Genomic DNA, 20,442 nt, shown 5'->3' with positions numbered 1-20,442 from the left:
AGACGTAGATTATCGGCGGCGGCGTGAAAACGTCGCCGTTTTGCTATGCGACGTCATAGCAGCGAACAGTATCGCAGAGCGTCATAGATTGCGGCGTGGACGTTGCGGCTGGAGACTGCGTCGCCAATGCGGATCAGGTCGAAGCTGCCCTCGGGATTGCTCGTCCGCAAGGGCTGCGAGCGTGCGATCAGCGAACCGTAATCCACTGCTCCGAGGTTTCGCGACAAGGGCTTGAGTTCTTCGTAAAGCTCGGCATTGGCCATGGTCCCGTGTTCGACCACCACCTGCGACACGCGGCGCTCCATCCGGCTCTTTTCCGAGTAATCCGACCCCAGCACGGCCACAAGGCCGTTGCCCTCACGCCGCACCGATTTGAGGCGCGTGTTGATCGTCACTCGGACGTTCTTCTCGGCGAAGACCCTGGCGTAGGGAACGTGGTTCATGCCGCCCATCTCCGGCGCAAAGAACCGCTCCGGCGAGACCAGCTCGAGGTCTGCGCCGGCGGTGGCAATAACTTCTGCAGCCGACATGCCGGGATGGCCGCCATTGTCGTCGAACAACAGCACGCTGCCCTCCGGCTTGACGGCACCGGCGAGAATATCCCAGCTCGAGGTCACCAGCTCGTCACCGGCCTCCAGCTCCGGCGACTGGGCGATGCCACCGGTGGCGACAACCACAAGGTCCGGAGCAAACGGCAGCACCTCGTCTGCCGAGGCATAGGTGTCGTAGTGGATCATGACGCCGAGACGCTCCAGCTCCTGCAGCCTCCAGTCAACGATGCCGATCATTTCCTTGCGTCTGGAATTGCGGACAAGGAGATTGATCTGCCCACCCGCCTGCCCGCTTGCCTCGAGGACGTCGACATGATGCCCGCGTTCGGCCAGAACGCGCGCCGCCTCGAGGCCGGCCGGTCCGGCGCCGATGACGACGGCCTTGCGGGCAATTTCGGCTTTCGCAATGTCATGGCCGATCTCTGCCTCGCGGCTGGTGGCAGCGTTGTGGATGCACAGCGCCTCGCCCCCTTCGTAGATGCGGTCGAGACAGTAGGTGGCGCCGACGCAGGGGCGGATGCGGGCTTCCTCGCCGGCCATGATCCTGTTGACGATATGCGGATCGGCGATGTGGGCCCGCGTCATTCCGACCATATCGAGCTTACCCTCGGCGATCGCATGGCGGGCCGTGGCGACATCGGCGATGCGGGCAGCGTGGAACACCGGGAACTTGGTAGCCGCCCTGATATCACCGGCAAAATCGAGATGCGGCGAAGCGCGCATGCCCTGGATCGGGATGACTTCGTTCAACGCAGCATCGCTGTCTATATGGCCGCGGATGATGTTCAGGAAATCGATCTGGCCGCCGCTGGCAAGCATCTTGGCGATGGCCACGCCTTCCTCGCGGGACAGTCCCTTCTCCCAGTCTTCGTCGGCCACCAGGCGGATGCCGACGATGAAGTCAGGCCCGACGGCCTTGCGGACCGCTTCCGTGACCATAGTCGAAAAACGCATGCGGTTTTCGAGAGATCCGCCGAACGCGTCGTCGCGGTGGTTGGTGGCCGGTGACCAGAAGCCGTCCATGAGATGGCCATAGGCCTCGAGCTCAATACCATCGAGACCGGAGGCCTGCATCCGCACCGCCGCAGCCGCATAATCGGCGACGATGCGCTCGATATCCCAGATTTCGGCTTCCTTAGGGAAGGCGCGATGGGCGGGCTCGCGGATCGCCGAAGGCGCCAGCACAGGCAGCCAGGCGCCCTTGTTCCAGCCGGTACGCCGGCCGAGATGGGTCAGCTGGATCATAACAGCTGCCCCGAACTCATGACAGTCGTCGGTGAGCGCCTTCAGCCACGGAACGATTTCGTCCTTGTAGGCGTGCAGGTTGCCGAATGCCGGCGGCGAGTCGGGCGAGACCACGGCAGAGCCCGCGGTCATCGTCAGCGCGATACCGCCCTTGGCTTTTTCGCGGTGGTACAGGCGATAGCGGTCGGTCGGCATTCCACCTTCGGAATAGGCCGGCTCATGGGCCGTCGACATGATGCGGTTTTTGAGCGTCAGATGCTTTAGCTGATAGGGCTGCAGCAGGGGGTCAGTCGTTTCGGCCATGATATGTGTTCTCTGCATGCCAAGGGTTCGTCATGACAGACATCATTGCCGAGCTGGATGCAGAATGCGAGGCCTATCGGCGGCGCGCGATGGTCGCGCAGCGGCGCGATCGAAACAGACGCCCTGGAGTGTCAGGCGTTGGCGTGATCGCTCAGAGCGTAATAGCGTTCGTGCAGATAACGTAGCGTGGAGGCGCCATCGACGGGCCTGCCGTAGAAATAGCCCTGCCCCATGCCGCAACCGAGGGAGCGCAGCTTTTCGGCCTCGTCGCTATCCTCGATGCCTTCGGCCACCACCTCGAGGTCCAGCCCTTCGCACATGGCGAGAATGGCCTTGATGATATGTTCGGATGCGCGGTCGCTGTTGATGCGCGAGACGAAGGCGCGATCAATCTTGACCTTGTCAAAAATGAACTCGCGCAGCCGGCCAAGGCTGGATTGACCCGTGCCGAAATCGTCGAGCGAGATGCGGACGCCGGCGGCGCGCAGGTCGGTGATGATCTGGTGGGCGGTCTCGGCCGATGTCATGACTGCGGTCTCGGTGATTTCCAGCTCGAGCCGTCGTGGATCGAAGCCGACGCGCGCAAGAATTGCCAGCACGCTGCTGCTGGTTCCCGGATCCATCAGCTGCGCCGACGACAGGTTGAACGACAGGAACAATTCGCGCGGCCAGGCGAGTGCTGCCTCCGCAGCCTTGCGCAGCAAGGTCTCGGAGAGAGCATCGATAAAGCCGCGTTCCTCGGCCAGCGGCACAAAGACGGCCGGAGAAACGAAGCCGAGATCCGGATCGCTCCAGCGGGCGAGCGCTTCGAAGCCGACCACGGTGTCGTTGGCGAGCGAAACGATCGGCTGGAAGTGAACATCGATGGCGTCGGAGATTATGGCGTTTCGCAGGGCCTGCTCCAGCTGCGTCGCCCGCTTCATCTCTTCGGCGATTTCATTCGAATAGACCGTGATCTGGCCGCGACCCCGACGCTTCGACCGGTAAAGGGCGGTCTCTGCGCTTTTCAGCAGGGCATCGAAGTTGTCGCCGGCAAAGGGGTGTATGGCAAGACCGAAGGACGCCGAGAGTCGGACATTGCGGTCGCCGAGGTCGTAGGGCGCGGAAAGCACCTCGCGAATCATCTGGCCGAATTTCTCGCCGCCGACACGCTCGAACACCAGCGGCAGGACGAAGGCGAATTCGTCGCCATCGTGACGGGTCACGGTTGCGCCATCAGGAATGCATGCCTTGAGACGGTGGGCGACCTGGCAGAGGATTTCGTCGCCGGCTTCTGCGCCGAACAAGTCGTTGATCGGCTTGAAGGCATCCAGGTTGGCAATGGCGATTGTAAAGGGCGCAGGATCGCTGGCACGCTCTTCCGCGAGCAGCCGTACGCGGTCGCGCATGCGATACCGATTGCCCAACCCGGTCAACGGATCGGTATATGCCATGGCCTGCAGCTCAGTCTGGCTAACGGGCAAGGGCGGCAAATCCGGTGATTTCATCTGCAATTCCGACACGTCTCCCACCCATGAGGCAGAATGCCGGCTAAGTCTTAAAAAATGGATAGCGCCGCCCTGGCGAGACCGGGCGGGAGAGGCTGCGCGCGCTTGTCGCTAAGCAGTTTCGCGGGCCTGTGCGTTGCCGAGATGCTTGAGGAACACCAGTTGCAGCATGTCGGGGCTCACGGGTTTCAGGATGACGTCGTCCATGCCGGATGCAAAGCATGCATCGCGATCCTGGTCGAGCGCCTGGGTCAGGACGCCGACGATCGGCGTTCGACTGGCCGAACCTGCTTCCACCTGCCGGATCAGCCTGGTTGCCTCGAACCCGTTGAGACCGGGCAGCGTGATGTCCATCAGCATCAGCTGGGGACGGTATTCGGTCCACATCCTCACCGCCTCATCGCCGGTGGAAGCGATCTTGTAGCTATAGCCGAGACCTTCGAGGATCTGCGAAAAGACGATCTTGTTGATGGCATTGTCTTCAGCGACCAGGATCTCGCAGCTGTTGTCTTCCGTGCTGATCGAGATCGGCCAGATCTTTTCATCGGGATGTTTCGGCGCGAGCCTCTGGCCGCGCATGTTGCGGTTGAAATACCGGGCAATCCGGAAGGTCAATTCGTTGGCGAGTTGCGCGCCGTCGAGACAGAGGGCCGGGATATTCTGGCGTTCGGCCAGTTCCATGCCGCGCACGCCGATCTGGTTGTCGATGACGACCAGATCGATGCGAACACCGAGCGAGCTTGCAAAATCGAGAAATGCCGCCTCCTCGCCCTCACTGCGCACCACGCAGGCCTCAAACCCGTATTTGGCAAGCATCTTCAGGGCTGTCGATTCAGCCGCAAGATCGTTGGTAACGAGGAGTATCTTCTGACCGTTGAACGTTTCAGGGGTGAACGTTTCCATGGCGGGCAGTCTGTGCAGGGCTGCCTGCAAGGTCTCGACCGGGACATAGGCCCGCCGATAGCTGCGGTCACCGGATTCGGTGATGGCGGACGCAAGGCCGAACTCGTCGAAATCGGCGCCGTCGGTCGGCAAATCCTGCATCGTGGCGACGAGAAAATAGCGGCCGGGCTTGCCGATCCGGAGCTTGCGCGTGACGATGTCCCGCTCCATGCCGCTGCGGTCGATCTGCCGCTGGCGTGAAATCGACAGGTCACCGGTGTCGATCACGTGCTGGTCGCTTTCGCCGAACCGCTGGGCGACATCGGTGGAAAACAGGTCGCTGCTCTTGCGCCCGAGGATCTCGTCGGCGGACTTCTGATATTTGTCGCAGAGCGCCTTGTTGACGGCGACGTAGGTCAGGTCCCTGTCCTTGACGAACAGCGGAAAGGGCAGGTTGTCGAGGATATCCTCGGTGAGCTGAACGCGCTCGAGGTCCGCCCGCCACTGCTCCTCGCGTTTACGGGTCTCGGAAATATCGGTGATGATGCAGACACCGTAGCCGCTGGAGAGCCGGCGCTTGGTAAAGCGTACCCAGCGATCGGCGCCATGGCGCTCGGTGAATTCGTACCGTTCGCGCCAGTGGGTGGCGATCGTCTGAGACAGCCAGTCCTCGCGGCTGCTCGGAACGGGTCGCTTGCCGGCAATGTCGCGCTGGCGGATACCGGTGTCGAAGACGGCACCGAGGAAGTCGCGCAGTCGAGTTTGCGGCCGCAACAGGTGCTCGGAAATCGGGTAGAAATTCAGAACCTGGCGGCTGGCAAAGAGCAGCGTGTCGTTTTTATCGTAGACGAAGAATGCGGACTGCAGCCCCTCGCAAATCGCATCGAAAAGCGCCGTCTGCAGCGTGCCATCGGCAGGCGCATCGTCATTGACGGAGAGCACTGCCTTCTCAAACTCGGCAGTCATTCGTCCGATTCCCCTATGGCATCGATCACTGAGAGGCCCTCAGGCGGGCACGGTCTGGCCGGCGCCGAATTGCGGTAAGCATGCTGGCAAGCTGTTTGAAACAGACGGATGCCGGCCAGTATATGTGACGGTTTCCAGCTGGCCATCACGCGCCGAGATCAGGTGCGATGCACCGCCTGCAATCATTTCAAACAATAACGGAAATCTGCCTTTTTAGTATTAAGGTCCGATTAATGGTGCAGCGAACATGTTGCGTCGCGGAATAAGGTGGACGGCGCCCCGAGCGGACAGTTTCTCCTTTCCACGGGGTCAAGAATCCGGGAAAATGCTGCCATGAACATCAAGCAGCTTTCCGAAACCCTGGTCAACCAGATCGCCGCCGGCGAAGTCATCGAGCGGCCGTCGAGTGCGGTCAAGGAACTCATCGAAAACGCACTGGATGCCGGTGCAACGCGTATCGAGATCGCAACTGCCGGTGGCGGCAAGGCACTGCTGCGGGTCAGCGACAACGGCAGCGGCATGGACCGGGACGATCTCGAACTTGCCGTGCGCCGACACTGCACCTCGAAGATATCGGATACGCTCGACAACATCCGCACCCTCGGCTTTCGCGGCGAGGCGCTGCCCTCGATCGGCTCGGTGGCGCGCTTGTCGATTTCGAGCCGCAGGGCGGATGGCGCGGACGGTGCCGAAATCGCCGTTGCCGGCGGCAGGCTGCTGCACCTGCGGCCGGCAGCCGCCAATCCCGGTACCATCGTCGAGGTCCGCGACCTTTTTTTCGCAACACCCGCCCGCCTGAAATTCCTGAAGACGGAACGTGCCGAGGCAGCAGCTATCACCGAAGTCGTGAAGCGGATGGCCATCGCTTTTCCGCATGTGCGCTTCGTGCTCTCGGGGTCCGACCGCTCGACGCTGGAGTTTGCCGCAACCGGCGACGACAGGCTGGCGCGCATGGCTCAGGTGCTCGGCGAGGACTTCAAGCACAATGCCATTGCGCTGGATGCCGAGCGCGAGGACGTCGGTCTGAAGGGCTATGCCGGTTTACCGACCTTCAATCGTGGCAACGCGGCGCATCAGTACGCCTTCGTCAATGGCCGACCGGTGCAGGACAAGCAGATCCTCTCGGCGATCCGGGGCGCCTATGCCGAGACAATTCCGTCCGGGCGCTATCCGGTGGCGGTGCTGTCGATCAGCATCGATCCGGCGCTTGTCGACGTCAACGTCCACCCGGCGAAATCCGATGTGCGGTTCCGCGATCCCGGCCTCGTGCGCGGACTGATCGTCGGGTCCATTCGCGAGGCGTTGTCGCGCGATGGCGACCGGGCCGCAACCACCGGTGCCGACGGCATGCTGCGCTCCTTCCGGGGCGGCGCCCAGGCGGCGTGGCGCCCCTCCCCGCCTTCGACACCGTGGTCACCACAGACTTCGCCATCGCGCCCATACGATGCAACGTTGGTGACAGGCGGCTTCGGCGAGCCGGCGCAGGCAACATTCGACGACCTATCGGCCCCGGCGGCGCGCGTAGACAGAGGCCATGCCGGCCTCCAGCGGGATGCACCGCAGCCACAGCACCGCCTCGGCGCGGCTCGGGCGCAGATCCATGCGAACTACATAGTCGCCCAGACGGAAGACGGGCTGGTCATCGTCGACCAGCATGCGGCCCATGAGCGGCTTGTCTTCGAGGAAATGCGCAAGGCACTGCATTCCAGGCGCATGCCGTCTCAAGTGCTGCTGATCCCCGAAATCATTGACTTGCCGGAAGAGGACTGCGACCGGCTGATGGTGCATGCCGAAAGCCTCGGCAATCTGGGACTTGCCATCGAGCGCTTCGGACCGGGAGCAATCGCAGTGCGCGAAACGCCGGCGATGCTGGGCGAGGTCGATGCGCAGGGAATGATCCGCCAGCTCGCCGACGAGATTGCCGAATGGGATACGTCATCGCTGCTGGGCGCAAAGCTGGAATATGTCGCGGCGACCATGGCCTGTCATGGCTCGGTGCGTTCCGGACGGCAACTGCGCCCGGAGGAGATGAACGCGCTGTTGCGGCAGATGGAAGCAACGCCCGGATCCGGCCAATGCAACCACGGGCGACCGACCTATATCGAGCTTAAGCTCAGCGATATCGAGCGGCTGTTCGGCCGGAGCTGAAAAAGCTGGAAATATGCCCGCCGCCGCGCTAAGGCAGGCGATGGCAGGAGAACGACGGAAATGAACCTTTTAGAGGGAAGCGGAAACCGCGAAGCCAAGGTGCGCTATCTCGACGGCGACTTCCAGCTGCTGGCGCCCGGCTCCCATGTGATCTGCGCCATGACCGGACAGCGCATTCCGCTTGACGAACTCCGCTACTGGAGCGTTGCCCGCCAGGAACCCTATGCCGACGCCATCGCCTCGTTTGAGGCCGACAAGCGCGCCGGTATCCTGCCCAACCAGCGTCGCTAGCCCTAGGTGCCGGACGTGCCTTTCGCGAGCCTCCGGTTACGGCAGGCTGCGAAGGCGTTGTCGATGATGAGATCCGTAGCGCGGTGGTCCGAAAAGGTCATCTCAACCTCGATGACAAGGCTCTCGGCAACCAGTTGTTGCGCAGCGCCCGGTCTGCCAAGCAAACGCACATAATCCTTTGAGGTAGTGACGATCTTCAGGTCGTGGCGTCTTGCCGTGTCGAGAACATCGGCAATTGCCGCATCGCTGAGGTGCTGGTGGTCGCCGAAAGGCCGATGGACGACGATTGTGGCACCGGTGGATTCCACGGTACGGAAAAACTTCTGCGGGTCGGCGATACCGGCGAAGGCCAGTACGCTCTGGCCGGCCAGACCCTCCTGCCCCCGCACCTTCAGGACGGCGGTGAAAAACGGCTTGCCGGCGCGAGCTGCCATCCGCACCACCGCATCGGCAGCCTTGCCGCTGCCAACCTTGAGCAGTCCGGACGTATGCCGGAGCTGTTCGCCGAGGGGCGCGCGCAACGGTCCTCCGGGTACGATATGACCGTTACCGATGCCGCTGTTGGCATCGATCACCAGCAGCGCATAGTCGATGGCGAGTTGGGCGCTCTGGAAGCCGTCATCCATGATGATGAGATCGGCGCCCTCTTCGACCAGGCGACGGGCCCCTTCGATGCGTCGCCGTGAAATCACCGTCAGGGCTTCGCGCGCAAGAAGCAGCGGCTCATCGCCGACTACCACAGCCGTGTGTTTATCCGGGTCGACGACGGTGATGCCACGCGCCGAGCCGCCATAGCCACGACTGAGGAAACCGGGTTTCAGCCCCTTTTCCTTTGCCTGACGGGCCAGAGCAAGCGCAGTCGGCGTCTTGCCGGCGCCCCCGACCGTGAAATTGCCGACGCAGATGACTGGAACCGGAACGGAAGCTCGCCGGCCATTGGCCATGCGCTTGCCGGCGATGCGGCCATAGAGGTACGACACCGGCCAGAGCAGGCGCGCGCGCCAATCGGGCTTCGTCCACCAGAATGGCGGTGCTTCCGATACCATGTGATCCCCTGTTCGATTATCGGCAAAGAGACGGCAGTTTGCGCTTGAATGCAAGCAGTTAGCGCAACATCAGGGCGTCGGGCAGAAGCGGCTCGAGCCCGGTGATGTCATCGAGGCAATAGTCTGCGGCGGCGGCAAGGCTTTCCGGCGAACCGGTGCCGGTCAGGACGCCGATGGTGAGCCCGACGCTGGCGTTACGTCCCATGTGGAGATCGTGATTGTTATCGCCGACCATGGCTACATCGCCCGGAGACAGGCCTGTGGCCTCGCAGAAGCCAAGCACCATGCCGGGCTCAGGCTTGACGCCGAACCCGCTGTCATAGCCGGCAATGAAATCGAGGCAGTCGAGAAACCGGAAATGCCGGGCAGTTTCGCGGATGGAAGTCTGGTTGTCGCTGGAGGCGACGCCGAGACGGTATCCCCTTGCCTTCAGGCGACCGAAGAAGGCTCCGAGATCCGTGACCGGAACGGCAAACTGCGCGGCGCCTGAAAACAGGTCGTCCAGTTGGAGCGTGAGATCATCGATGTCGAGAGTCGAGCCCGCAGTGACCAGCCCTTCGGCAATCTGGCGGGTGTTGCCGGCTGCCAGCAGGCTGTCCGGAACGACGTGGCCGGACACCGGGTCCATGCCGCAGGCAAGCAGCAACCGGTCCGCCAGCGCCGCCTCGCCTCCGGCGGCGATCTTCGCCAGTTGCCGGTTCACCGGCAACCAGCTCTTGTTGTAGTCGAGCAGCGTGCCGTCCTTGTCGAAAAGGATGCCCCGGATGGCGGCCAGTCGTTCGTCAGTCACCAGGAAGTCCTCAAGCCTGCGCGGCCTTCGGCAACAGCCGGGCTTTCAGCGTCAGTGGATTGATATAGGGCTCCAGCCCCTTGATCGTCGCCGTCAGGGCGCCGCGCATCTCGTGCACCGCCGTAAATCCGGCCTCGATCATGGTGGCGCGGGCAGTGTCGTTGGTCAAAAGGTAATGGACGCCCTTGGCCAGCATTTCTGTGTCGCGGACCATGCGGGCGCTGCCGCTGCGCGCAAGCCTCTGGTAGGACTCGCGAAAATTCTGCACGTGGCCGCCTGTCAGGATCGCACAGCCCATCATTGCCGGTTCGATCGGGTTCTGGCCACCCTTGTTCTCGAACAGCGAGCGGCCGACGAATGCCACCTCGGTCATCCGAAGGTAAAGGCCCATTTCGCCGATGGTGTCGCCGAGGAACACGTCGACATCTGCAGTCAGCGGATCGTTGCGGGTCCGGCGGGCGACCTTCAGCCCCTGTGCCAGCAGCATCTTCTCGATATCGTCGCAGCGTTCGGGATGGCGGGGGACGAGGATCGTCAGCAGATCGTCGCGCGCCTTGAGGGTGCGGTGGACGACGGCGGCAGCATTCTCCTCGCCCTCAAAGGTCGAGACGGCAGCCCAGGTCTTGCGGGTGCCGAGTTGCCGCATGTAATCGGCCAGCACCGCCGCGTCATAGGGCGGTGCGTCGGTATCGACCTTGAGGTTGCCGGAGGTGCTCACCTGCAGCGCACCGAGGTCGCGAAAACGCTCCGCATCGACATCCGATTGCGCCAGAACAAGCGCCATATTTTCCAGCAGTGCTGCAGCCAGCGACGGATGGCGCTGCCAGCGGCTGAAGGACTTGTCCGACATGCGGGCATTGACGAGGATCTGCGGGATACGCCGCGCCACGAGTTCGCCGATCGTCGTCGGCCAGATCTCGGATTCGGCGATGATACTGCAATCTGGCTGCCAGTAGTCGAGGAAGCGGGCGACGGCAGGCTTCAGGTCGAGCGGGACATACTGGTGGATGACATCATTGCCGAGACGCTCGCGGGTCACCTGCGCCGACGTCATTGTGCCTGTCGTCAACAGCACGTGGATGTTTCGCTGGCGGATTTCGCGGATCAGTGGCACGACGGCCGAGGTCTCGCCAACGCTTGCGGCATGGAACCAGATCAGAGGACCCTGCGGCCGGTTGGCGCTGGCATAGCCGAAGCGCTCGCCACGCCTTGCCTTGTCTTCCTTGCCGTTGGTCGCACGCAGAGCAAGGTAGGGCGTCATCAGTGGCGAGATCGCGACGCCACCGAGACGATAGGCTTTCAGCGCCATACGCGCCCTAAAGCTGCTCATCGCAGAAGCCTCCGATCCGTGGTGATCGTCATCAATGCCAAAACCCAAACTGTTGCGACTGGACTAAATAAAGTTTTAGCTCGAAAAGAGCAGTAAAACCAGATGCTTGGCAAATTTATGACCGACCCGCGACAATCACGGCTGTATCAATGGTTTCCGCAATCAGCCTTTGGGAGAGGCTGAATCCTGCGGATCGAGCAGGCGATGCATGTGAACGATGAAATAGCGCATATGAGCGTTATCGACAGTCTGCTGAGCCTTGGCCTTCCAGGCCATGTGCGCGCTGGCATAATCGGGGAAAATACCGACGATGTCGAGGCCGCTCAGATCACGGAAATTCACGTCGTTGAGATTTTCGAGTTCGCCGCCGAAAACGAGATGCAAAAGCTGCTTTTTAGCGCTGGAGTCAGTCATATCTGTCTTTCTTTCCTATCGCTCCCCCAACGCTCATCTGAGCGATTTTGGGTGAAAGGTCAACCGTCTCGTCGGGAGGCAAGCTGATGCAGGAATTCCGGCATCAGGGCCTCTCCGGCACCACAAAGTTCGGCATGCTTGACCACGGCCTTGTTGTAGACAAGCAGGTCGCCGGCAAGGTCGACAAGCTGCCCCCCGGCACGCTGCAGGATCAGGTCGGCTGCAGCCAGATCCCAGTCATGGGAATCGCGCTTGACCAACGTACCTTCCAGCCTTCCGTCGGCCACCATGGCGAGGCGGTAGGCAAGCGATGGGATGTGCTTGACGCGCTGGACGGTGCTGCGGAACGCCGCGCCAAAGCCGGCAATCATGTCTTCGGCAGTTGCCAGCCGATGGACATCGCCGGCTCTTGGCTCGGACACCTTGAGTATATTGCCGTTCTTGAGCGCAGGCCCTTCGCGCCCCGCGACATAGAGTTCGCGGAGCGCTGGCGCGAATAGAACGCCGGCAACAGGGCGCCCGTCGGTGACGACAGCGACACTGATGCACCAGATCTCCGAGCCAGCCAGAAACCCGCGCGTCCCGTCTATCGGATCGACGACGAACAACGTGCGGCGCTGGAGGCGGTCGGATGCGTCGTCTGTCTCTTCGGAGAGCCAGCCGTAGTCAGGACGGGCTGCCTGCAGCACTCTGGAGAGCGCATCGTTGGCGGCATAGTCTGCGGCGCTGACAGGCGATTGCCCGCCATTTTTCCACCAGACTTCCGGAGACTGCCGGAAGAAGCCGAGCGCCACTTCGCCGGCCTCCTTGGCCGCCTGGACAATCAGCTCCAGGTCGCTTTCCCAGCTGAACGTTGCGCTCTCGGCCATGATTTGGTTCCCGTATCGGCCTAGGGCATCTCAGCGTTTCACGGAAACGCAAAAATGCTCTATCTCTTTGTTTTTATGCACTTCCAAACGCAGGCACTCTAGAGGCCGGCCAGCGTCATGCCTTCGATGGCTATGGTCGGCGCTGCTGTGCTGAAGCTCCGGTCGATATCGTTGGCCGGCGTGAAGCGCATGAACATGTCCTTGAGATTGGAGGCAATGGTCACCTCCGACACTGCAAATGTCAGCTCGCCGTTCTCGATCCAGAAACCTGTTGCGCCACGGCTGTATTCGCCGGTGATCATGTTGACGCCCTGGCCGATCAGTTCGGTGACGTAGAACCCGTCCTTGACGCTCTTGATCAGCTCTTCCGGCGACATCTCGCCGGGCTCTAGCGCAAGATTGGTGGATGATGGCGTAACCGTTGTGCCGCCGCGAACGCCACGGCCGTTGGTCGGCATGCCGATCTCCCGACCGGTCGATGTCGACAGGAACCAATGCTTGAGCACGCCATCCTCGATCATCACCAGACGCTGGCCGCTGACACCTTCGCCATCGAAGGGACGCGAGGCAGAGCCGCGCACGATGAGTGGATCGTCGGTGATGTACATTCCGGATTTCAGCACCTGCTGGCCCATCTTGTCGCGCAGGAAGCTCGACTTGCGGGCGACCGAGGAGCCGTTGATGGCGCCGCCGATGTGTCCGACGAAGCTGCGGGCGACGCGGGGGTCGAAGACCACGGTGACATTCTTACCGGTCGGCACCTGGCGCGGATTGATGCGCTTGACCACCCGCTCTCCGGCGCGGCGGCCGATGTCCTCGGCGGAATCCAGATCGGCAAAGTAGAGACGGCTGTCGAAATCGTAGTCGCGCTCCATGCCCGTGCCTTCGCCGGCGATAACGCTGACGGATCGGCCGAACCGCGAGCCCATGTAGGCACCTTCGAAGCCGCGGGAGGTCACCAGCACCATGCCGCCCATGCCGGCCGATGCGCCGGAGCCGGAGGACTTGCTGACGCCCTTGACGGCAAGACCTGCCTCCTCCATCGCCAGCGCGGCTTCACGCAGCTGGTCGGTGGAGACTTCGGTCGGGTCATAGAGATCGAGATCTGGGTAGTTGCGGGCCAGCTTGTCGTCGTCCGCGAGACACGCAAACGGATCCTCCGGAGACACCTTCGCCATGGCAACGGCGCGTTCAGCCAGGACCTGAAGATCGAAACCCGGATTGGCCGAAACGTTGGCGACCCGGTTGCCGACGAAGACGCGCAGCGAGAAGTCATCGCTTTCGGAGGACTCTGTGCCCTCGACCTTACCGAGGCGTACACTCACCGATTGCGACCGGGAACGCACGACGACCGCATCGGCGGCATCGGCACCGGCCTTGCGGGCGAGATCTATCAGCTGGCTGGCGCGGGAAAGTAGTGTTGCGGAATCGATTTCAGAGGACATGAGTTGGCCTTTCCTTCGTCTTCCATTTATTGTGCAGTACCGAAAGCATCAAGGCCGAGCGTGTCGATTCTTGGGGCTCGACAGCATATGCACTGCCTACCTACGGAAAGATACAGACCATGTCAGCCCCCAACGCCTTCTTCACCGAAACGCTGTTGCTGCTCGGCGGCACCGTCGTTACAGCACCGATCTTCAAGAAGCTCGGTCTGGGCACGGTGCTCGGCTACCTGGCGGCCGGCGTCGTCATCGGCCCCGTATTGCACGGCATAAGCGACGGCGAAGCTGTTCTCGGCGTAGCCGAGCTTGGCGTCGTATTCCTGCTGTTCATCATCGGCCTCGAACTGAAGCCGACCAGGCTCTGGCAGATGCGCAGGGATATCTTCGGCCTCGGAAGCGCCCAGGTCATTTTCACCGGCATGGCCCTTACGCTCGCCGCATGGCTTACGGGCATGGTCGACTGGCGCGGCAGCGTCATTGCCGGCTTCGGCCTGGCGCTGTCGTCCACCGCCTTCGCGATGCAGATCCTTGACGACCAGAGCGACATCAACACCCGTTACGGCCAGCGATCCTTCTCGATGCTGCTGTTCCAGGATCTCGCAATCGTACCGCTGCTGGCACTGATCACTGTGCTCGACGGGCCGAAACAGGAAGCCCATCCCCTGACCGATCTTGCCATCGCCATAGGCGCGGTAGCCGGCATGATCGTGGTCGGCCGCTACCTGCTGACGCCGCTGTTCCAGGTGATCGGCCGGACCGGCGCCCGCGAGGCAATGATTGCAGCAGCACTGTTTGTCGTGCTCGGCTCGGCCACGCTGATGCAAATGGCGGGGCTGTCGATGGCAATGGGCGCTTTCCTCTCCGGGGTGATGCTGGCAGAATCCTCGTACAGGCACGAGCTGGAGGCCGATATTGAACCGTTTCGCGGCGTGCTGCTGGCGATTTTCTTCATTGCCGTCGGCCTGTCGCTGCAGCTTCAGGTGATTTACGATCACGCATTTTTCATCCTCATGGCCGTGCCGGTGTTGCTGGCAATCAAGGCGCTGGTCATCTATGCCCTCTGCCGGATATCGGGCTCGTCGCATAACGACGCCATCCGCATCGCCCTGCTGCTGCCCCAGGGCGGCGAATTCGGCTTCGTTCTGTTCAGCACCGCCGCGTCCACCGGCGGATTGCTTTCCGACAGCACTGCCTCGTTGCTGATCGCCATCGTCACGCTGTCGATGGCGCTGACGCCGCTTGCCGTGGCGCTCTCGAAGCGACTGATGTCAGGCGATGCGCATGAAGAGATCGACGAGAATTTCGAGGGCGCCGGCGCCGACGTGCTGATGATCGGTTTTTCGCGCTTCGGCCAGATCGCCGCACAGATCCTGCTTGCCGGAGGCCGCGAGGTGACGGTGATCGACTTTTCCGCCGACCGCATCCGGCAGGCGTCGTCCTTTGGTTTTCGCATCTATTTCGGCGATGGAACCCGCAAGGACGTTCTGCGCTCCGCCGGCATAGACCGCGCCAAGATCGTGGTCATCTGCACCCACACGCGGGAAATCACCGACAAGATCGTCGAACTGGTGCAGGCTGAATATTCCCATGCCCGGATTTTCGTGCGCAGCTACGACCGCATCCACTCCATCGCGCTGCGAAAAGTGGGCGTCGATTACGAGCTGCGTGAAACGCTGGAATCAGGCCTATTGTTCGGCCGGCGGACCCTCGAGGAACTCGGAGTCGGTGAAGCGGAGGCAATGGCGATCCAGGAAGATATCCGCAGGCGCGACGAGCAGCGACTGATTCTGCAGACGACGGAAGGTCCGCAGGCAGGTGCCGACATGCTGTTTTCGAAGCCGGTCAAGCCGGAACCGCTGATCAAGCCAAAGCGGTCGGTCGAAGTCATCGATGCCAGCGACGATCTGTCGGAGCCAGCGAGTCTCTAGGTCTGGCGTGCGGTCAGGATCTCATCGAGCGCATATTTCAGCTCGTCCTTGATGCCGACGGACATGGCGAGGATTTCGCGAGCTTTCAGGAAATCCATGACGCCGATGCGCCCGACTGCTGGGCAGAGGAAGATCTGCGGCGGACGCAGGCGGAGCTTCAGGGCAATCGCCGTCTGCATCATCAACTGGCCGCTGCCGAACAGGCTTTCCATGCGGTTCGGCACATGGGTACCGTCGCCATCCGGCGCGCCGACAACATCGACGCCGATGACGATATCGGCAAGATCCATCAGATGTTCGTAAGGCACCGGATTGATAATGCCGCCGTCGATCATGACGCGGTCGTTTCGCCGCACGGGCATGAAAACGGCCGGAATGGCGGCGGAAGCGGCTAGCGCCTCGATAAGATCGCCATCTTCGATGACCACCTCGGCCTGGCCATAATAATCGGTAGCGATCACCTTCATCGGAATGCGCAGACCGTCGAAACTATCCGGCACCTGATGCGGCAAAAAGGCCCGCAGCACACGCTCGAGATCGAACTGTCCGATCTTCAGGCCGCGTACCGACTTCGGCCTGAGACCCCAGATCCGGTTGGCGACAGCCTTCTTGTTGCCGATGCTGGAGAGAGCGTGGTCGCGGATCTCGAGCCCGCTCATGCCAGACGCCATGCCTGCACCCATGATCGCGCCGATCGACGAGCCGGAAATGGCGACCGGCCGGATGCCGAGTTCGTCCAGCGCCTCGATGATGTGGATATGGGCAAGCCCACGCGCACCGCCACCGCCGAAGGAGACGGCCACGGATGGCTGCGACGATCTGTAGGCGGTGTCGGTGATCTCATCACCCAGTCTGGTCATCGTGTTCATAACTCAAGCCGGCTGGTAGCGGAAAAAGTGCATCTTGCTGTCGCCAAAGGTTCTGACCTCCAGCAATACGTAATCTGCAGGAGCGTTGACGACGATATCGGCACGCTCTTCGAGGATCGCAAGGGCGCCCGGCACCAGCCAACCGCCATCGGCTGCCGCCGCGAAGGCTTTCTCGCCGAGGCCGTGGCCATAAGGTGGATCCGCGAACAGGAAGTCGAACGGCTCGAGATTGCCGACGCTGCCGAGATCGGTGGCGTCGCGACGCAGCATGCGCGTCCGGCCGTGCAGGCCGAGCGCATCGATATTTTCCCAGAGAAGGCCACGGCCCTCGACGCTGCTTTCGACAAACAGCACGTGGCGGCAGCCGCGCGAGGCGCCCTCGAGGCCGACCGCGCCGGTGCCGGCGAAGAGGTCCATCATGCGCGTCGCGTCGATCGCCTCGGGATAGGCGTGGCTGAGGATATTGAACAGGCTCTCCCGCGTCCGGTCAGCCGTTGGCCGGATCGCATTGGACTTGGGCACGGCTAGAGACCGACCGCGAAACTCTCCGCCGACAATCCTCACCGTCCGTTAGCCTCTCTTGCCCTTCGGACCACCCCTTGGGGCACCCCCTGCCGGACGACCGCTGCCGGCACCGTCGCGTGGCTTGCCGGAAAAGCTCTTTGCACCCGGCTTGCCCGCTGGCTTGCCACCGAAGGATTTACCGGCTGGCTTGCCTGTATAAGGACGGCCTGCGGGCTTTGCACCGGCCGGCTTGTCGCCATACGAGCGCTCACCGGAGGGACGTTCAGTCCTTGCCGGACGCTCGGACCGCTGGTCGCCATCGAAGGACCGTGTCGGGCGGTCGCTTCTCGGCTTGTCACCAAATGAACGTTCGCCCTGCGGACGTTCGCTGCGGACAGGACGATCGCCACGCGGAGCGTCGGAGCGGAACGGCTTTGCACGGGGACGATCCTCGCCTTCAGTGCGCGGCCTGCCGGAATAAGGGCGGTCGCCCTGCGGACGGGCGCGCTCGGGCCGGTCGCCACGAGGACGATCGCTTTGTGGACGATCACCGCGCGGTGGCCGGTCGCCGGAGGGACGATCGCCACGAGGGGCATCCGAGCGGCTGTCACTGCGGAAAGAGCTGGTCCGTGGGCGATCCTCGCCCTCGGTACGCGGGCGGCTCGGGCCACGCGGGCGGTCGCTGAACGGCTTCTCGGCACGCGGAGCACGATCGCCGAATGGCTTGTCGCTGCGGGCCGGACGATCACCGAAGGACTTTGCACCCTGGGGCCGGTCGCCGCGCGGGGCACGGTCGCCAAACGGTTTGTCGCCGCGTGGCGGACGGTCGCCGCCGGCGCTCTTGCGGCCGAAACCGCCGCCCTTGCCCTTGGCATCGTCGGAATCGTCAGTGGCGCGGATCCACTCTCCTTCGCTGTCGCTGACGCGACTGACACGGACGCGCGGACCTTCATCCGGGCGCTCGGAGCCGGGGCGCACGCGCGGGCCACGGGTCGAAGGGCCATATCTTTCGAGATTCTTGGCAACCTTTTCAGCTGCCTTCTCGCCAAGAGGACGGGCGCCGGGCGCCATCCAGACATTGGCGCTGCGGCGCGGCGTCGTCATCGGTGCGCGCTTCGGACGGTCGTCGTCCTTGCCACGGGCACCGCCCTTGCTGTCCTCGCGCTTGGTATCGAGATGGCCACGGGCGGGAGCGCGCTTGTCGCTGGACTTTTCGCGCTTGACCCAGTCATCGCGCTGCTGCGGACGGGCGGCGGGCGCTTCGTCGTCGTCAGCTGCGTCGCCACCGCTCACGTTGTAGATCGGCGCATCGAAATTCGCCTTGGCGTCTTCGACGAGGCGTGGACCGAGCTGGTCGCGGAGCGTTCGACCACGGACTTCTACGGCTTGGCCTTCCGGCAGGTCGCCGAGCTGGAACGGGCCGTAGGAAATGCGGATCAGGCGATTAACCTCGAGGCCGAGCGCGCCGAGGACGTTCTTGATTTCGCGGTTCTTGCCTTCGCGAAGACCCATGGTGATCCAGACGTTGGAGCCCTGCACCTTGTCGAGCGTTGCCTCGATAGAGCCATAGAGCACGCCATCGACGGCGATGCCTTCTTTCAGCTTGTCGAGCGCATCCTGGTCGATCTCGCCATGGGCGCGAACGCGGTAGCGACGCAGCCAGCCGGTGGTCGGCAATTCCAGCACGCGGGCAAGGCCGCCGTCGTTGGTCAGCAGCAACAAGCCTTCTGTGTTGATGTCTAGGCGGCCGATCGACATGACGCGCGGCAGGTCGTCCGGCAGGTTGTCGAATACGGTATCGCGGCCTTCCGGATCGGCATTGGTGGTCACCAGGCCGGCAGGCTTGTGGTAGAGCCACAGACGGGTGCGCTCGATACCACGGATCGGCACGCCATCGACTTCGATCTTGTCCGTCAGCGTGACGTTGATGACCGGGCTGTCGAGCTGCACGCCGTTCAGCTTGACGCGGCCTTCCATGATCATCCGCTCGATATCGCGGCGGGAGGCGACGCCGACGCGTGCCATCACCTTGGAGATACGCTCGGCGTCATCCGGGATATTCGCCTTGGTCAGCTTCGACGGCGCAGGTTTTGCAGCATTGGTGTCTTCGCGCTTCGGCATCGGCTTATCGCGAAGAAAGGGCTTGGACCCAGGCCGCTTGGGCTTGTCATTGAATGTCATTTGATGTTTGCCTGAGTTTTTAGACCAAATTGGTCTTTGGCGTGTCCTATCAGGTCACGCCGCTTCGGTTAAGTGGAAAATCTTGATGGCGAGGACAAATCATTTCATGGCGCTGGCGCTGGATGAAGCGCGCGCCGCCGGACAGCGTGGCGAAGTGCCGATCGGCGCCGTGGTGGTTCTCGACAACACCGTCATCGCCATAGCGGGCAACCGGACCCGGGAATTGAACGATGTCACTGCCCATGCCGAAATAGTGGCGATCCGGCTTGCCAGCGCAACGCTAGGCCAGGAACGGCTGGTCGATGCCGATCTCTACGTGACGCTGGAGCCCTGCACGATGTGTGCGGCGGCCATTTCGTTCGCCCGCATCCGCAGGCTCTACTATGGCGCGGAGGATCCGAAAGGCGGCGGCATCGACAACGGCGTGCGCTTCTTTGCGCAGCCGACATGCCATCACAGTCCGGAGGTCTATTCAGGCCTCGCCGAAAGCGATGCCAGCGATATCCTCAAGGCATTTTTCCAAGCCCGGCGCGGCGAATAACGCGCTCAGGTGTTGCTTACTGGAAGGGCTTCCACCAGCTGCTGGTCTGCTGGGCTGCCTCGGCATCCTTCAGGCGCTTCTTTTCCTTCTTCGATTCCGGCGTGCCGAGATCGTTGAGGGCGGCCGGATCGGCAACCTGGCGGTACTGCGCCGGTGGGTCGATCAGGTAACGGCGCTGATCGATGTAGGTACCGTCCTGCTGCTTGCGCGCCTCGCGATAGGCCGCGGTCTGCTGCGCCTGCGTCATCTGGTTGGCGTGGCTGTCGGAATAGACCAACGGCGAACGGTATGTGGCAGAATTTTTGTTGGCGTCTGCATCGGCAACGAGACGCTTGCGGGCGTCTTCAGGCGATTCGACCCAGTTCGGATTGTCAGAGGAGGCCAGCGACTGCTGCGGCTGCGTCAGGGTCGACCTGCCATTGGCCGGCGGCACTACGAGGCCCGGACGAGGCGGATACTTGACGGCATTTTCCTTGGGCGTCGCAGCCGAGATCGAGCCGATATCGGCGATGTCATCGAACAGCTGTTCGCCCGATGTCTTGTCGGTGCCGTAGGTCGGGCTGCTCATGCAGCCGGACATCGCGCCGCAGCCTGCCAACAAAGCAGCCAAGCAGACGCCAACACGAACCCTATGCAACGCTTTCATGAAAACCCT

At 62.6% G+C, this 20,442-nt stretch carries 17 protein-coding genes; 4 read left to right on the top strand and 13 right to left on the bottom strand.

From position 1 onward, the window contains the following. Positions 1-53: 53 nt before the first annotated feature. The 3 genes from J5274_RS07955 to J5274_RS07945 form a co-directional block, all read right to left on the bottom strand. Positions 54-2,099, bottom strand: coding sequence for an NADH:flavin oxidoreductase (locus J5274_RS07955; RefSeq protein ID WP_219274906.1), 2,046 nt, complete (start codon positions 2,097-2,099; stop codon positions 54-56). Between the two features lie 131 nt (positions 2,100-2,230). Further along, positions 2,231-3,586 carry a bifunctional diguanylate cyclase/phosphodiesterase gene (locus J5274_RS07950; RefSeq protein ID WP_142824122.1) on the bottom strand — a complete coding sequence of 452 codons (1,356 nt, stop codon included), beginning with the start codon at positions 3,584-3,586 and terminating at the stop codon, positions 2,231-2,233. Between the two features lie 111 nt (positions 3,587-3,697). Next, complete coding sequence (locus tag J5274_RS07945; protein ID WP_219274905.1) at positions 3,698-5,434, bottom strand: response regulator; 1,737 nt, start codon at positions 5,432-5,434, stop codon at positions 3,698-3,700. A 333-nt stretch (positions 5,435-5,767) separates the two neighbouring features. Between J5274_RS07945 and mutL the strand changes: the two genes are divergently transcribed. Together mutL and J5274_RS07935 are read left to right on the top strand one after the other, a co-directional pair. Beyond that, a complete protein-coding gene (gene mutL, locus J5274_RS07940; protein ID WP_219274904.1) occupies positions 5,768-7,582 on the top strand; it encodes a DNA mismatch repair endonuclease MutL in 1,815 nt (604 codons plus the stop codon). A 60-nt stretch (positions 7,583-7,642) separates the two neighbouring features. Further along, positions 7,643-7,873, top strand: coding sequence for a DUF2093 domain-containing protein (locus tag J5274_RS07935; protein WP_142824119.1), 231 nt, complete (start codon positions 7,643-7,645; stop codon positions 7,871-7,873). A gap of 2 nt (positions 7,874-7,875) precedes the next feature. On the opposite strand, the gene lpxK is transcribed toward J5274_RS07935, so the two are convergent. The 6 genes from lpxK to J5274_RS07905 form a co-directional block, all read right to left on the bottom strand. Then, a complete protein-coding gene (lpxK, locus tag J5274_RS07930) occupies positions 7,876-8,919 on the bottom strand; it encodes a tetraacyldisaccharide 4'-kinase (RefSeq protein ID WP_219274903.1) in 1,044 nt (347 codons plus the stop codon). Positions 8,920-8,977: 58 nt separating this feature from the next. Beyond that, positions 8,978-9,694, bottom strand: a complete 717-nt coding sequence (locus J5274_RS07925; protein ID WP_219274943.1) for an HAD family hydrolase — start codon at positions 9,692-9,694, stop codon at positions 8,978-8,980. Positions 9,695-9,719: 25 nt separating this feature from the next. Continuing rightward, positions 9,720-11,039, bottom strand: coding sequence for a lipid IV(A) 3-deoxy-D-manno-octulosonic acid transferase (waaA, locus tag J5274_RS07920; RefSeq protein ID WP_142824117.1), 1,320 nt, complete (start codon positions 11,037-11,039; stop codon positions 9,720-9,722). A gap of 162 nt (positions 11,040-11,201) precedes the next feature. Then, the gene (locus J5274_RS07915) at positions 11,202-11,453 is read right to left on the bottom strand and encodes a DUF4170 domain-containing protein (RefSeq protein ID WP_111217599.1); all 252 of its coding nucleotides are present in this window, start codon (positions 11,451-11,453) and stop codon (positions 11,202-11,204) included. A gap of 59 nt (positions 11,454-11,512) precedes the next feature. Continuing rightward, positions 11,513-12,322 (bottom strand): 3'(2'),5'-bisphosphate nucleotidase CysQ, encoded by an 810-nt coding sequence (locus tag J5274_RS07910; protein WP_142824116.1) that lies wholly within the window; start codon positions 12,320-12,322, stop codon positions 11,513-11,515. A 98-nt stretch (positions 12,323-12,420) separates the two neighbouring features. Continuing rightward, the gene (locus J5274_RS07905; protein ID WP_142824115.1) at positions 12,421-13,767 is read right to left on the bottom strand and encodes a TldD/PmbA family protein; all 1,347 of its coding nucleotides are present in this window, start codon (positions 13,765-13,767) and stop codon (positions 12,421-12,423) included. Positions 13,768-13,886: 119 nt separating this feature from the next. Here J5274_RS07905 and J5274_RS07900 point away from each other — a divergent pair, with 119 nt between their 5' ends. After that, the gene (locus J5274_RS07900) at positions 13,887-15,692 is read left to right on the top strand and encodes a monovalent cation:proton antiporter-2 (CPA2) family protein (protein WP_142824114.1); all 1,806 of its coding nucleotides are present in this window, start codon (positions 13,887-13,889) and stop codon (positions 15,690-15,692) included. Here the strand turns inward: J5274_RS07900 and J5274_RS07895 are convergent. Genes J5274_RS07895 through J5274_RS07885 form a run of 3 tightly spaced genes read right to left on the bottom strand, consistent with a single transcriptional unit; the run spans position 15,689 to position 19,246 of the window. Beyond that, a complete protein-coding gene (locus tag J5274_RS07895) occupies positions 15,689-16,552 on the bottom strand; it encodes a patatin-like phospholipase family protein (RefSeq protein ID WP_224128241.1) in 864 nt (287 codons plus the stop codon). The two genes, J5274_RS07900 and J5274_RS07895, sit on opposite strands and share 4 nt — an antisense overlap. Before the next feature lie 12 nt (positions 16,553-16,564). Next, entirely contained in the window at positions 16,565-17,125 is a 561-nt protein-coding gene (gene rsmD, locus J5274_RS07890) for a 16S rRNA (guanine(966)-N(2))-methyltransferase RsmD (protein WP_142824112.1), read from the bottom strand. 6 nt (positions 17,126-17,131) lie between these two features. Continuing rightward, on the bottom strand, positions 17,132-19,246 hold the full coding sequence (locus J5274_RS07885) for a pseudouridine synthase (protein ID WP_142824111.1): 2,115 nt from the start codon (positions 19,244-19,246) through the stop codon (positions 17,132-17,134). Between the two features lie 85 nt (positions 19,247-19,331). Between J5274_RS07885 and J5274_RS07880 the strand changes: the two genes are divergently transcribed. Beyond that, a complete protein-coding gene (locus tag J5274_RS07880; protein WP_142824110.1) occupies positions 19,332-19,787 on the top strand; it encodes a nucleoside deaminase in 456 nt (151 codons plus the stop codon). 16 nt (positions 19,788-19,803) lie between these two features. Here J5274_RS07880 and J5274_RS07875 read toward each other — a convergent pair whose 3' ends face one another. After that, entirely contained in the window at positions 19,804-20,433 is a 630-nt protein-coding gene (locus J5274_RS07875; protein ID WP_142824109.1) for a hypothetical protein, read from the bottom strand. Positions 20,434-20,442 lie beyond the last annotated feature (9 nt).

The sequence above is a fragment of the Rhizobium sp. L51/94 genome (assembly GCF_019355555.1).
GTDB lineage: Bacteria > Pseudomonadota > Alphaproteobacteria > Rhizobiales > Rhizobiaceae > Rhizobium > Rhizobium rhododendri.
The sequence above is the reverse complement of the archived record's forward strand: the minus strand, read 5'-3'. Positions and strand labels throughout refer to the sequence as shown.